At 58.3% G+C, this 14,605-nt stretch carries 9 protein-coding genes and 2 pseudogenes; 7 read left to right on the plus strand and 4 right to left on the minus strand.

The annotated features are described in order from the left end of the window. Positions 1-343 precede the first annotated feature (343 nt). The 4 genes and pseudogenes from HMPREF9695_RS19040 to HMPREF9695_RS26995 all read left to right on the plus strand — a co-directional run. Positions 344-1,147, plus strand: coding sequence for a universal stress protein (locus tag HMPREF9695_RS19040; protein ID WP_006022531.1), 804 nt, complete (start codon positions 344-346; stop codon positions 1,145-1,147). Positions 1,148-2,449: 1,302 nt separating this feature from the next. Next, complete coding sequence (locus HMPREF9695_RS19045; RefSeq protein WP_006022533.1) at positions 2,450-3,511, plus strand: AI-2E family transporter; 1,062 nt, start codon at positions 2,450-2,452, stop codon at positions 3,509-3,511. A gap of 115 nt (positions 3,512-3,626) precedes the next feature. Further along, a complete protein-coding gene (locus HMPREF9695_RS26990) occupies positions 3,627-3,896 on the plus strand; it encodes a hypothetical protein (RefSeq protein ID WP_012047075.1) in 270 nt (89 codons plus the stop codon). A gap of 236 nt (positions 3,897-4,132) precedes the next feature. Continuing rightward, positions 4,133-4,268: pseudogene (locus HMPREF9695_RS26995) on the plus strand (cation efflux transmembrane domain-containing protein); the annotation flags it as partial. Between the two features lie 359 nt (positions 4,269-4,627). Here the strand turns inward: HMPREF9695_RS26995 and HMPREF9695_RS19055 are convergent. Together HMPREF9695_RS19055 and HMPREF9695_RS19060 are read right to left on the minus strand one after the other, a co-directional pair. Further along, a pseudogene (locus HMPREF9695_RS19055) lies at positions 4,628-5,674 on the minus strand (IS110 family RNA-guided transposase). A 271-nt stretch (positions 5,675-5,945) separates the two neighbouring features. Next, positions 5,946-6,188, minus strand: a complete 243-nt coding sequence (locus tag HMPREF9695_RS19060; protein ID WP_006022536.1) for a DUF2171 domain-containing protein — start codon at positions 6,186-6,188, stop codon at positions 5,946-5,948. 115 nt (positions 6,189-6,303) lie between these two features. Here HMPREF9695_RS19060 and HMPREF9695_RS19065 point away from each other — a divergent pair, with 115 nt between their 5' ends. After that, positions 6,304-6,996 carry a ZIP family metal transporter gene (locus HMPREF9695_RS19065; RefSeq protein ID WP_006022537.1) on the plus strand — a complete coding sequence of 231 codons (693 nt, stop codon included), beginning with the start codon at positions 6,304-6,306 and terminating at the stop codon, positions 6,994-6,996. A gap of 312 nt (positions 6,997-7,308) precedes the next feature. Next, positions 7,309-8,643: an IS5 family transposase gene (locus HMPREF9695_RS19070; RefSeq protein ID WP_006022538.1), complete on the plus strand. Its 1,335-nt coding sequence runs from the start codon at positions 7,309-7,311 to the stop codon at positions 8,641-8,643. Positions 8,644-8,823: 180 nt separating this feature from the next. Here the strand turns inward: HMPREF9695_RS19070 and HMPREF9695_RS19075 are convergent, their stop codons facing one another. After that, the gene (locus HMPREF9695_RS19075; protein WP_006022539.1) at positions 8,824-10,131 is read right to left on the minus strand and encodes an NRAMP family divalent metal transporter; all 1,308 of its coding nucleotides are present in this window, start codon (positions 10,129-10,131) and stop codon (positions 8,824-8,826) included. Between the two features lie 551 nt (positions 10,132-10,682). Then, entirely contained in the window at positions 10,683-11,963 is a 1,281-nt protein-coding gene (locus tag HMPREF9695_RS19085) for a tetratricopeptide repeat protein (RefSeq protein WP_006022540.1), read from the minus strand. 545 nt (positions 11,964-12,508) lie between these two features. On the opposite strand from HMPREF9695_RS19085, the gene HMPREF9695_RS19090 reads away from it, so the two are divergent. Continuing rightward, complete coding sequence (locus HMPREF9695_RS19090; protein WP_049795435.1) at positions 12,509-14,584, plus strand: carbohydrate porin; 2,076 nt, start codon at positions 12,509-12,511, stop codon at positions 14,582-14,584. The last annotated feature ends 21 nt before the right edge of the window (positions 14,585-14,605 follow it).

The following is a 14,605-nucleotide window of genomic DNA, read 5'->3' on the forward strand; positions in this document are numbered from 1 at the left end:
AACCTTGACATGGCTCAATGATGAGCGGTCATTCATCGATGAAGGTAGCAAAGATGATGGTCCGCTATCCCACAGGCAAGTATCCGCCAATGACTTATCAGTTAGACGAGATGATCGGCCCTTCGCAGCCAGCCGTCAGTTCGTGCTTAGAGCCTGCCGCCGGCTTGTTTGCCCCACTATCATCCGGCTCAGTCGCAAAGCAGGGAGTGACGGCCGAAATCGGTCGGAGCTGCGTCCTGTGCTTTGAGCCGCGCACTCCGGCTGGAGTTTCGCCGGGGCGGCATACGATCTGTAAGAGCAAGATTCAACGCGGCGAGCAACATTGAAGAATGGGAGTGATGCCATGAGCTTTTGCGACATCGTTGTCGATGCATGCCCTCGCAGCGACCTCTATCAAACGCTTGATCGAGCTCGCGACATGGCTAGGGAGTTCGGTTCTAACCTTGCGGTGGTTTCCTATGCTTGGCCCCCTCTGTCGATGACGGAAGCGCTGGCTCCCAACGTCTTCTCCGTCCAGGAGCAGACCCGAGCCATGGAAGATGCTCTGGCTGCCGCCCGGAGTGCGTTCGACAAGGTGTTTGGAGCGAACCCGAAGGGGGTCGAGTGGCGTTCAGGCATCCGCGAGCCGACTAAAGCGGTGCGCGACCATCTGCTGGCTACCGATCTGCTAATCACGAGTTCGTCCGAGGCCGACGCCTGCGTCTTGCCAGATCCGGCCGACCTCGCTCTCCGCTCCGGTACTCCAGTTCTGCGTCTTGGACGAAAGACCGCAAGCACTTGCTTCCCAAACGTGTTGGTGGCTTGGAAGGACTGCTCGCAAGCCCGCCGGGCCTTGCATGATGCGCTCCCTCTGCTTGAGCGTGCCCAGAGCGTCGCGGTCGTCGGTGTCGGGGACGAGGTGTCCGCCGACCGGCTTGAGGCGGTGGCGGAGCACCTGCGCCGTCACAAGGTGAAGGCTCGCTATTGGCACCTCCCTCGCTCGCAAGACGATGTCTGCGCGGATCTGCTCGGTCAGGCCGAACGCGAGGGTGCGAACCTCATCGTCGCCGGGGTTTACAGCCACGGCGCTCTGACCGAACGGGTGCTCGGCGGTGTCACCAGGGAAATGCTGAAAAGCACGGAAATGTCCTGGTTTCTGGCACATTGAGGATCGTGGACTGGCTAAAGGATAAAAGGGGATAGTTCGCCGTCAGGGGATGGGGCGGCATTCTTGCCTGCAGAGCGATATGTAATCGGCCGTGGTGATCGACGGGTTGCTATCATCGACGCTTTTGACGCTGATACTGCTGCCGATCCTTTATCGTGGCGGCGCTGCGAAGGGGCCACATGACGGGTGAACCGTTTGCCTGACACTGATCACTGCCGAAGCTTCGCGAGGGACTGTCCGATCATCTCAGCCTAGTTTGAGCGCGTCAGACTCAGCCAGTCTTCTTGATGCGACAAGCGATGCAACCAAGACCGCGGAAGAGAGCGTAGCGGCGAAACCTGCGATGGCTGCGGCGAAGATGATGCCGATCTCGCCGAACCGATCACTTGCAGCGCGGCCGATGCGACGAGATGACGGAAGAGTTAGCAGAATGACGTGAATCCCGATGCCGGATAGCGCTGTACTCGAAATGAAGCCTGAAACCAGTGCCGAGAGAGGAAGTCCAAACCTGCTCGCTGACAGCTATGATTAGTATGACGACAACCCAATCGCATGAGGATTGAGCGCAGCGTCGGAGCCCATGGACAATTAGGTACGAGGGGCAGGACAACCAGTGTTGCTCCTGCGAATAGCAGGGGGTTCTCTAGGTAGTTTTCCGCCAGGATGTCTCTGGCGACGATGAACCAGAGATTTGGCCGCGAACACGGCAATGATCGCTCCGAGCCCGCCGGCAAGCGCCGGATGTTGCATCGAAGTCCACCGAGCAATACGGTCGTCGTCGACGCGATCACCGGGATCCTCTTCATGCCGTCGCCAACAACGAGTGCGATAAGGGCACCTCCGGTTGTGATCACGAGCATTATCTGGCGGCCGACAAGTAAGCTGATGGTACCGGGAAGCGAAGTAACAGCGAACGTTCTACGGGGGGCGAACGTACTGGCCCGGAACACTTGCGACGTTCCCGCTCCGCGATCCGGAGGCCGGGCCCCAAATCGCGACGGCGAGGTTGAGGGGGGGGGATCGACGACGGTCGTTCCTCCGCTTTCTGACATTGAAAAGCCCCCTTGGAGGCCTTTGATATCAGAAGTCCATTTCAGGTAATTGCCGCCGTCGCAATCCGACTTCGAGCGTACTCGTTTGGCGGTCGGCCGGTAGCGCGCCCGGGACGTGACTAAATCAGGTCGACTCAGTTGACTGTCAGCGCCTACCATGGTGGCAGTGGCCGTTCAGCGTTCTCAGTGCAATCAGATGGGAGTCGAAAATCGGTCCTCGACGCCCGCGCCTGGTTAACAGGAAGCCGATATGCGAACCTTCGAAGACAGAGTTTTCGTCTCTTTGGTCGTTACTGGATCACTTGCCTTCGGCTGGATTCTCTGGCCATTTTACGGTGCAATTCTCTGGAGTGTGGTCGCGGCGGTTGTGTTCGCCCCGTTGTACCGGCGATTGTCGCAGGCGATGCAGCAGAGGCACAGTCTTGCAGCGGCCGCGACGGTCATGATTATCGTGACCTTGGTAATTCTGCCCTTGACGCTGCTGAGCGTGACACTGGCGCGAGAAGCATCCAACGTGTACGGACGGGTTCAGTCCGGCGAACTAGACCTCGTTCGGTCATTCCAACAGATTCTGGACGGATTGCCTGACTGGATGGCTCGTGTGCTGGATCACTTTGGCCTTGCGATCCTGGGCGGGGTACAGGAGAAGTTATCCAGCGTCCTCTTGAAGGGTAGCCAATTCCTTGCCGCGCAGACTCTCGATATCGGTCAGCGCACGTTCGGCTTCCTTGTAAACCTCTTCGTCATGCTGTGCCTCCTGTTCTTTCTGTTTCGCGATGAGAATACACTGTCCAAGCGCGTTAAGGACGCCATACCGCTACGCCCCGAACGACTAGATGCCCTCCTGCTCAAATTCACCATCGTTATCCGCGCGACGGTCAAGGGAAACCTGCTCGTCGCTCTCCTGCTAGGAGCCCTCGGCGGTTTGATGTTTTCGCTTCTGGGCATAAACGCGTCGCTGCTATGGGCGGTTTTGATTGCCTTCCTGTCCTTGTTGCCCGCGATAGGATCTGGCTTAGTCTGGGTGCCGGTAGCGGTTTATCTGCTTGCAACCGGCGCCATCTGGCAGGGCGTCGTCCTGATCGTCTATGGTGCCCTCGTCATTGGTCTGGTGGACAACCTCCTGCGGCCGATGCTCGTGGGTAAGGACACCAAGATGCCTGACTATGTGGTGTTCTTCTCGACGCTAGGCGGGATCGAAGCTTTCGGTATCAATGGCTTCGTCATAGGTCCCGTGATCGCGGCCATGTTTATCGCAGCTTGGGAAACGTTTTCGGTGTTGAGACAAAGGAATGACGACGCAATCGCGTGAGGTATTTCGGCGGCTTGCCGAAAATGTCAGTTAGGTGGTAGCTGACGTCCGATCGCCATCTGGTTCATACCTGCCAACAAAGCACCTGATGAGTGGCCCAAAGAACAATAAGGGCGTGGCGACGATTGACAAGCTGCGGTCTGGTCTGGGCCATGCGCGAGACCACAAGGATATCTCTCCCGTCCTCGCCGAAATCGGCAAGCTTACTCCGATCTTCGGTCGGCTCGAATCAATGGGGATGACGGCCAATTTCGTCGTCCGCCTGCGCACGACGCAGGACGTGCTGCGCAGGTCGATGCTGCGCATTTTCCAGACCCAGCGGGTCGAGTTCGTTTCGTCGGTCACGCGCTGGTCCAGACGCCGGTGTTCTCGATTGTCGCCATGATGCTGTTCCTGAAGACTGAAGGCGACCCGGCATCGGCCATCATGTTCGGATTCATCTCCCACATGTTCGTCTACGCGCTCTACCCGTCCGCCTGCTCGAGCAGCCGTTTGCCAAGGGACACGGGTCTGTGGACGATGTCAGTTTCTTCCTGCTGGCCGAGCTCGAGGTGGGCTTGCGCAGATCGATGAACGAGCACGCCTCTTTGCATCCAGTCTCAAACGCAGGGAGTTGAAGTCATGCACGGTGGAGGTGCCGCAGGAACCGCGGGCGGGCAACACGCGGGGAGGTTGGAAGGCCGAAGTCGTGGGAGGTCTGGTCACGGGCAGCCTGACGCTACTTGCCGACGCAGCGCACATGCTCACCGATGTCGGCTGTCGACCAGCAATCCGGCGCGCCCTCGAACAAAGGGGCGAATTGCAGAAATCACACTTGTGCATCTGTGGATGACACCCACATGGCAAGAACATTTTTTAACGTCATGGCATTTTTGGTCGTTGCGGTCATCTGTCCGGCCTTTGATTGCAGCTTATCAGAGCCGCATGGCCTTGATGGTAGTCCGCTGATCGGGCCCCAATCATCGTTGACGGACTCAAAGTCCGTGCACAGGTTCGGGGTGTCCTGATCCTCGGTGTGTCGACCGGATGCCATCACGTCGTCATTGCCCTCGCCAAACTCAGTGTTCGTTGTCTTGAGCGGTGTTCAGGCGGTTGCATTTGCTAAGCGATCTTTTTTCAGGCGATTCCGAACGGTCGTTCTCGGAAGGTGCCCCCACGCTGCATGATTGCCCAGACGATACAGGCGAGCTTGTTGGCGACTGCGACGGTGACAACGCGCGCCGGCCGCCGGGCGAGCAGCGCATTGACCCATCCAGCTAGGTCGGGCTTGTTGCGCACGTAGCGAACAACGGCTGTGGCGCCGAGCACAAGGAGCCGCGTAGGTACGGTTCGCCCTTCTTGGAGATGCGGCCCAATGCCATTTTTCCACCGCTGCCATTCTGTTCCGGGACCAGCCCGATCCAGACCGCAAAATGGCGGCCCCGACTTGAACGCGCTGGCATTGACGATGGTTACCACCAGCGCGGTCGCCGTGATGATCCGACTCCGGGAATGGTTGCGAGCCGCCGGCTCAGTTCGTTGCCGCGATGACGGGCAAGGATTGTTCGTTCGATGGCTTCGATTTTCGACTGCAGCTCCTGGATTTGCATCAAGATCAATTCGGCGCAGGCCCGGGCCGGCTCCGGAAGTTCCGTGCCCTGGGCGAGGGCCTCGAGCTCCGGAATGCGCCAGACTCCTTTGGGAGCGATCAAACCAAACTCGGCAAGCTGCCCCGCGATGAATTGACCAGCATGGTACGCTGGCGAACGAACAGATCCCGGGTGCGATGTAGCATCAGAATCGACTGCTGTTCGGCGCTCTTGACCGGCACGAACCGCATCGTCGGCCTTGTGACTGCCTCACAGATCGCCTCAGCGTCGACCTCGTCGTTCTTGCCGCGCTTGACGTAGGGTTTGAGGTAACCGGCCGGCATCAACCGGATATCATGACCGAGGTCCGTCAACTCGCGTCCCAATAATGGGCAGTTCCGCACGCCTCCATGCCGATCAAACAGGGCGATAGTTTCTCTAAGAATGCCTTTAATTCAGATCGTCGGAGCTTCTTGCGAATGACGACGTTGCCCGCAGCGTCGATGCCATGCACTTGAAAAACGGGCTTGGCGAGATCAAGGCCGCTGATGGTTGGATGCGTTGTGGATAACTCCCCTCGCTGTTGCCTCTGCAACAAGTTTGGCAAATCTGATGCCGGGAGTGGGTGTCATCCACGCATCATCATTAATGCGGAGGTAAATAGAGTAATAGGTGGTCGCTCGATCTTCGATGCGTCAAACTGGGCAGGCAGCACGTTCCAGTTTGCGGGCAGAATGAGCGCAATGGCGGATGCGCTGCGGGTGGCGGCTCGACGACGCCAGACGCCAAAATCCATGATGTTTGGAGTTGGAAACAGAAGGTATCCCCGGCCGGCGGGGCGCCAGCCGGGATGCATGCCGTTAGGTTTACTTCCGCCCTTCGTGCTCCCAGTGAGCGGTGATATCCGCGCCGGATTTTGTAAGGTGCACATGTTGGTCAACGTGGTCGATCCAGGCGACCGGGATGAAGTGATGATGGTCGCCATCCGGGGAACTTTGTTTGGTCAGCTTGATCTTGTCGGCGCCCTCCAGATGGTCGACCTTGCCGACGGTCTTTTTGTCGGATGAAATGACGTCCATGTGCTCTTTGATTTGCGAAGTGTCCGGCATAATAATCTCCTATGAGTGTAGAAATCAGAAACGCGCCACGAGGGTTAAGGTTGCTTAATCGATTAGCCGTTCTATCCCCGCGCAGATCAGCGCCAACGCTCCGAGCCGTCCAAGGGTGAATGTGCCCGGTTGGTTTTATACCCTGATCCCAAGCGTCGCCGTCGTTCTGGGGGCTGCCGTCGCGCTGTGGCGGCAGCCGACGCCATCGATCGCCGCTGCGATTCAGCATTTCGCGGCGGGCGTCGTTTTCGCCGCCGCGGCCGGGGAACTCCTCCCGGACATCAAACATCGCCAGTCGGTCTGGGCGGTCATCCTTGGAGGAGCCGCGGGCATCCTCCTCATGCTCCTGATCAAGCGTCTGGGCAAAAAAGCCAAAGGCACCCTTGGCGTGGTGATCATGGTGGCGGTGGATATCTTCATCGATGGATTGGTCCTCGGCATCGGATTCGCGGCCGGCGCCAAACAGGGTTTCCTCCTTACGGTAGCGCTCACGATCGAAGTGCTTTTTCTGGGGCTGTCGCTCGCCGGCGAATTGTCGGAAACCGTCCGGCAACCGATGAAGGTTCTCGCGATCATTACTGGCCTCGCTGTGCTGTTGCCGATCGGGGCGGCCGTCGGCATCCCTGTCAGTCATCTGCCCAATTTCTGGATCGCGGCATTCTTTTCGTTTGGTTTGATAGCGCTACTATACCTCGTCACCGAAGAGCTTCTGGTGGAAGCTCATTCGGCTCCGGAGACACCGTGGGTAACCAGTCTTTTTTTCGTGGGTTTTCTGCTGATTCTCCTGTTGGACGAAGTCGCCGGTTGAATGCCAAACTTCCTTCTTCTTGGGAGAGACAGTGCAGACAAACCCTTTTCAAGCGTGGCTGGCCAAGGTCGGATGGGAGATTGCGGTCGCGGTGGCTCTGGCGGCGGCGCTCGCTATCAGTACGGGAGCCACGAGCACGCTTTTCTTTCGCTATTTAGTCGTCCGTGAAGAATTCCGAAGCCGTTGATTTGGAATCCGGAAACGGCATTTTGCCGTAACTGGATTTGCCGGAAAACAGGCCTTTGGAACGGGATTCCTTGCAAACTTAATTTGTGATTCACTCGCCTTTGACTGCTTTGGCGAGGGGATCAGATGCGGCCACGGGAGCGGAGCGAGACGGGAGAGCAGGACCTTTTCCGGTCCCGGCTCGATCAGATCATCGACATGAAGCATCCGCTGGGGCGGACGGTGGATTGGGGGGTCCTGGAGGAGCGTTTCGGCGAGGTTTACACCGATGATCCCGGCCGGCCGCCGCTGCCGACGCGCCTGATGGCGGGGCTGGCAATCCTCAAGCACACCTACGACCTGTCCGACGAGGTGCTGTGCGAGCGGTGGGTCGAGAACCCCTATTACCAATACTTCTGCGGAGAAGAGTTCTTCCAGCACCGGCTGGTGTTCGACCGCTCGTCGCTGACGCGCTGGCGCAACCGGATGGGCGAGGAACGGCTGGCTGCGCTGATCCAGGAGAGCCTGTCGGTTGCCACCAGGACCAAGGCGATCAAGCCGTCCGAGCTGTCGCGCGTGATCGTCGACACTACGGTTCAGCCCAAGAACGTGATGTTCCCCACCGATGCGAAGCTTCTGAACCGGGCGCGCGAGAAGCTGGTGCAGCTGGCGAAGCTTCACGCGGTGCCGTTGCGCCAGTCCTATGCGCGGGTGGGCAAGTTCGCCCTGATCCAGCATCAGCGCTATGCCCACGCCAAGCAGTTCAAGCGCGCCAACCGGGCGCTCAGGAAGCTGCGCACCTATCTCGGCCGCGTCATCCGCGATGTCGGCCGCAAGATCGAGGGTAGCGGCGCGCTCGAAGCGGCGTTCACAAAGCTGCTGGCGCTCGCGCGGCGCGTGCGCGATCAGAAGCAGCATCAGCGCGGGCCGAAGGTCTATTCCCTGCACGCGCCGGAAGTCGAATGCATCGGCAAAGGCAAGGCCCACCGGCCTTACGAGTTCGGCGTCAAAGTCTCCGTCGCCACCACGATCGGCCACGCCAAGGGCGGCCAGTTCGTCACCCATGTGAAGGCGCTGCCCGGCAATCCCTATGACGGCCATACACTGGCCACCGTGATCCCGGACATGGAGGCGCTCATCGGCAACGTCATCGCGCGCCTCCTCGCCGACAAGGGATATCGCGGTCACAATGCGCCGCCCGATTACAGGTTCAGAGTCTTCATCTCCGGCCAGAAGCGAGGGGTAACGCCGAGGATCAAGCGCGAACTGCGCCGCAGGGCCGCCGTCGAACCCGTCATCGGCCATCTCAAGGCCGAGCACCGCATGGGCCGCAACTATCTCTGGTTCCGCCAGGGGGATGCCGCCAACGCCGTCCTCGCCGCCGCCGGCTACAACTTCGGCCGCCTCATCCGCTGGCTCGGCCTTTTGCTGCGCCTGTTCCTGACCGCACTCTTCCCCGGACTTTCGTTCAATCCAGTCTGAGAGCGGAGTTCTTCACCGACGACTATTTAGCGGGCGTCAGCGGGCTCGGATCTCTTGTGAAGGCGGCGGTAGCCATCGGCCGCGGGCGTCAGCTCACGGAGCGCCTATCCGAGTGGGACGAGGCGATCGTTCTCGCCACGATGTCCGCCGGCGCGCATCTGATCGCCGGTCACTTGGACACTACATGAAGTACGTGACCCCCATGGCGACCGCGGCCGCTGCCATGACAGCGGTCGCTATCCATCCCAGCCCGGTCAGCCAACCGCCGATCGTGAATTCGCCCATGATCTTCGCGTTGGCCACCATCAGCATCATCAGCCCCATCACCGGCACCGCCACGATACCGTTGATGACCGCGCACCAGTACAGCGCCTTGATGGGATTGATCGGCGCAAAATTGAGGAGGATGCCCACGAGGGTCGCCATGACGATCGTCGCGTAGAAGGCCTTCGCTTCCTTGGGCTGTCGCGTAAGCCCGATCGGCCATTTTCGGGCTTCGCCAATGGCGTACGCTGCGGAGCCGGCGAGGACGGGAATCGCCAGAAGTCCCGTGCCGAGAACGCCCAATGCGAACATTGTCGCGGCGTAGTTGTCTGCGATCGGACGCAACGCCTCGGCAGCCTGGGCGGAGGTCTCGATGTCTGTCACGCCGGACACGTTAAGCGTGGCTGCGGTCGTCAAGATGATGGCCAGCGCGATGAGGTTTGAAACGCCCATGCCGATCAGGGTATCGAGTTCGATCCGCTTGATGGCGTCGGGGCCTTGTTCTGGCGCCCGTTTCAGGACCTGTCGTTCAGGAACGGCGCGGATGTCCTCGGCCTCCTGGGACGCCTGCCAGAATAGAAGGTAAGGGCTGATCGTCGTGCCAAAGACCGCGACGATGGTCTGAATGTATTCGGTCTTCCATGTAATGGACGGCCACACGAATTGGCGCAGCGCTTCGCCCCAATGGACGTCCACCATAAACAACGTCGCCACGTAGGCGAGCAGCGCGAGCGTCAGCCATTTCAAGTAGGATACGTACCGGGTGTACTGCAGCAGGACCTGCAGCCCGATGCAGACGACGCCGAATAGTGCCACATAGAATGTTTTCGAGCCCCCGAGCACCAGACTGGTGGAGTCGGCCATGGCACCGAGGTCGGCGCCAATGTTGATGATGTTGGCCGCCGCCAGCAGCGCCACGAAGGTCTGCAGGAGCCAATTGGGGTAATGCTGACGCAGGTTGCCTGCGAGGCCACGACCCGTCGTCCGTCCGATCCGTCCGCTGATCATCTGGACCGCCGCCATGAGCGGATAGGTCAACAGCATTGTCCAGCTCAGGGTGTATCCGAACTGGGCGCCGGCCTGGCTGTAGGTGGCAATTCCGCTGGGATCGTCGTCGGAGGCGCCCGTGATCAGCCCCGGTCCCAAGGTGTCCAGAAGGCGTGGTTTGCTGGTTCCGACGACCGGGCTAGGCAGTGTCCGCACGCTTTTTTTCGTCGAACTCATCCCGCAATGCCCCTAAATCCTAAAAAGCCAAAAATTGGCGTTTGATTGCGCGCGGGTTGCGCCCGAGTTCCCGGGAAGTCAGTAGACGGTTTTTGGCCAGGGCGCCGGTTTAGCGTACAGGGGCCATTAGGTTCCGGCGATTCGCCCGGCTAAGCGCAAGGCTGCATTCGATGTCACCCACACAAAGAGCCTTCTTCGTCATCGGAATTCTATTGACGACTGCCTTGGCCGCGACGGTAGCCGGTATTCTTCTGCATCGTGCGTTTCCGGATCATCCCTGGGTCACAATAATCGGACCCCTCGGCGCAGCAGGGACGATCATCGGGTTGGCCAAAATCCTTCGGCGCAGGTAACAAGCGCCTGTTGCCGCACAATCAAACCCGGCCAAACTGCAGGTCAGGCCGTCATGGAGATGAAGCACACAATGTCCGGCATCAATTTCGGCTATTCGGATTACCATGCGCTTGTTCAATGACTTGATATTGGCCCCCATCAGGCGCCACTTTAGCAAGCGCAATTTCAGGACTGCGGACGAGCACTTACCGTCCAACTCACTTTGGAACTAAAAGTTTCAACTCAGCGATGGCTGCGCCGTGCACGACTTCCTCCGGCCCACAAGTAGAAATCAGCCGCTGCAAAGTTTCACGGGCTTGATCTCGCTCACCGTTGTGAAGCGCGAATTCGCCGGTGAAAAATCTGGCCTCACAATCCCGTTTGGTCTTCTCGCCGGGAACGCCCTGGAGGGCCGCCGCTGTTACGGATTCCGTTTTCTCCGTCCCAAGGTAAAGCCCAAGCACTGCAAAGGGCCACTCATTGCGCGTCACCTTTTTGGCGGCTTCGGCAACCTCTTCTCGATCGTCTTCGCCCTTATGAACACGAGCAATATGTGCCCAGATGATCGGATATGGATTATTCGGGCGAAGTCGCGCCGCGGTCTTGAAGTCGGCAATGGCGCTATCCAATGCGCCCGCGATCAAATGCACCCGCCCTCTGCCGAGGAAGATAGCCGCATTGCCCGGATGGAGTAATAAAGCCGAATCGAAGTCGGTGAGCGCGTTTTCGTATCTTTCCATAGTCAGGTTGATTGTGGCGCGATTGGTCAGCGCCGTCACATCTTTCGGATTAATTCGGATCGCGGTGTCGAGATCGGACAACGCTGCTTTGAAGTTTCGAAGCATGAGATGTAAAACCGCCCGGTTGACGTATGCGTCCGAGAACAGCGGTTGTAACGATATGGCCTGGTCATAGTCCGCAATTGCGCGTTCTCTTTCTTGCTTCAGCGCGTAAGTGTGGGCTCGGTTGTAATAAGCCTGCGCATAATCCGCTCGGAGGCCAATCGCCCGATCGAAATTGACGATCGCCTGATCGAGGTCGCCCAAACGATCATAAACGTTGCCGAGATTATTAAAAGCGAGCGGGTCTGTCGGAGTTAACCTGGAGACCGTCAGAAAATCTTGCAAGGCTCTCTGATATTCACCTTTGTCGCCCCAGATCACCCCCCGATAAAGATACAGGTTGGGAAATTCCGGGATAAGGACGATGGCCGCGTCGAAGTCGGCGAGAGCACGATCGCGCAGCCCCAGCGACTCGTACGAAGCGCCGCGGCTGTACAAGAGGAACCCGCGCTGCTTGTCTTCCAAAATCCCCTGCTTGAGAGCGTTATCGAATAGCCGGATTGCAAGCTCGAATTCACCCCGGTCCTTTGCCAAAAATCCTGCTTGTGCGAGATCAAGCGCGCTGCGCTGCGCAAAGCTCGGTGACGCTAAACAGGCCGCCGTTACCGACGCGGCGACGAGCAGCAAGTACCGAAATTGTTTGAATGAAATCTTCATTGATCGATTCTTCCGCACGCTTGCCGAAATCACATCCTTTGAAAGCACGTCAGAAGGTGCTGGCATCATATCAAACGTGTCAATCCGGGAAATGGGCGTTTAGGCCCGCGCTGGGCAGGTTTGCGCGCCAGCCGATGAGCAGGCAATCTTGACCTCCGTTTGCTTTCTTCGGCGGCGTTTCCAACGAATTTGGGCATTCGACGACGTGTGACACTCGTGCGCTTGCGGCAGCAGCGTTGCCATTGTGGTGGCGTAGCTTGGGAAGCACCTTCCGAGATTGGACTCTAACACCGTTATTCGGCGTGTCGCGCAGCTCTAGCTCTAGGCAATCATTCCTGCGTTTTCTCGGAATTGCGGCCAGAATTAAATTTCATAGTACACTTCGAATATTCTCTTGCAATTAAGAATGAGTTGCAACTAAGTTGTGTGGCCAATGCGGACTTTCGGCCTCTATCTGTTGCGCTGCCGCAACCGAAGCGCCCTGTCCGAGGGCGTCCGATGTTGGGCATTAAAAGCTGTTACAAACGGCCGTTAAAACCGTGCCAATGGATTGTTACGTGAAAAGAATCTCGACATTCGTCGGCGCGATATGCGGCGTTTTGACCGCCAATTCTTGGGCATCAGCCGAAAGTGGGCGCGTACCACTTCCCGTTCAAGCTTCGGTTTCCAGTATATTCGATTGGACCGGCTTCTATGTTGGAACTCATTTCGGTTATGCTGCGGGGGCCTCCAACTGGTCGGCAACGCAAGCTGACGGATCTGCGCCGCGCTTGATGGGCAGGCTTGATTTTTACCCTCAGTACGACGCGTTCAAGGGGACTGGTAGCTTTTCGAGCGGTCTACAAGCTGGCTATAATTACCAAGCTGCATCACGGTTGTTGCTAGGCGTTGAGGCCGATATCTCATTTCCAAACAGCGTTTCAGCCACCCAGACATTTTCGACTACACTTGGCGATCAAGCGAGCTACGGAGAAACAGTGCTTCACGCCGGGAGCGTCCGCGGGCGTGTCGGCTACGCGTTTGACAACTGGTTGGTTTACGGCACCGGCGGTTTTGGCTGGAGCTTCGATCAATTCACGCGCACGCAGCTGATGGGCAGCCCAATGGGTGGCAGCGCGGTGCCCGGAACGCTCGAAAAACATTCACTATGGCGGCTCGGCTGGGTGGCGGGTGCCGGTGTCGAGCTTCCGGTCGCGCCAAGCTGGACGGCGAAATTGGAATATTTGCTGTCCGAATTTGGCGGTCAGTCGATATCATTTCCCGCCGGAGCCCAAAAATTCGAAGGGGATTATGCTTCTCACAGCATCCGTCTCGGTCTGAATTATCAACTTCGTGACCCCGGCAAAAAAGACGTGGCTTCGGCAAATGGAATTTCCGCGCTTGAGACGGAGAATTTCAGCCTTCACGGCCAGACGACTTTTGTCGGCCAATACGCCGCTCCTTTTCGGGCACCGTATCGCGGTCCGAACAGCCTCGCTCCGAATTCAGCACGCGAGACCCTGGATATTACGTTTTACGCAGGTATGCGGCTGTGGGAAGGAGCAGAACTGTGGATCAACCCTGAGATCGATCAGGGGTTTGGCCTCAGCAACACGCTGGGAGTTGCCGGTTTTCCAAGTGGTGAGGCCTACAAAGTCGGCGCTGAATACCCGTACACGCGCCTCCAGCGGATGTTTGTCAGGCAAACGATCGACCTCGGTGGCGAGAAGCAAAAAGTCGAATCGAACTTCAATCAATTTGCCGGCTCGCAGACCGCCGACCGTTTGGTCATCACGATCGGGAAGTTTGGCGTCGGCGATGTCTTCGATACCAACAAATACGCGCACGATCCCCGGACCGACTTCCTGAACTGGTCGATTATCGACAGTGGCGCCTTCGACTATGCGGCGGATGCCTGGGGCTACACTTACGGTGCTGCTGCCGAATGGTACCGCGGAGCCTGGACATTGCGTGCAGGATTATTCGATCTCTCCAAGGTGCCTAACAGCACCGAGTTGGATCCGCGATTTTCGCAGTTTCAGGCGCTCGCCGAAATCGAACATCGTCATGAACTCTGGGGGCAGCCCGGCAAGATCGCGGTCACCGGCTTCCTCAGCCGGGGACGCATGGGAAGCTTCGATGATGCAGTGCGACTGGCCCAAGTCACGAATCAGCCCGCCGACGTTGCAGCTGTCCGGCGTTACAGAAGCCGAAGCGGTATCAGCATGAACCTTGAACAGCAACTCATGCCAAACGTTGGTCTGTTTGCACGTGCCGGCATAGCCGACGGCAAAGTGGAGCCGTATGAGTTCGCCGATATCGACAAAACGGTTGCCGCCGGCTTGTCCGTATCTGGCGATCTTTGGGGACGAGCCGGTGACACTGCCGGAATTGCCGGTGTCTTGAACAGTATTTCAAAATCGCATCAAAGCTATTTCAATGCCGGAGGGCTTGGCATTCTCATTGGGGACGGTCAGCTCCCCAATCCAGGTCTGGAAAAGATCATCGAAGCCTATTACAGCTTGGCCGTTACGCCGGCGTCACGCCTGACATTCGATTATCAGCTCATTGCAAACCCGGCCTATAACCGTGACCGAGGTCCGGTTTCCGTGTTTGGTACACGCCTTCACGCTCAGTTCTAGCGATCAATAAAGCTCCTGATA

Source organism: Afipia broomeae ATCC 49717 (genome assembly GCF_000314675.2).
GTDB classification, from domain to species: domain Bacteria; phylum Pseudomonadota; class Alphaproteobacteria; order Rhizobiales; family Xanthobacteraceae; genus Afipia; species Afipia broomeae.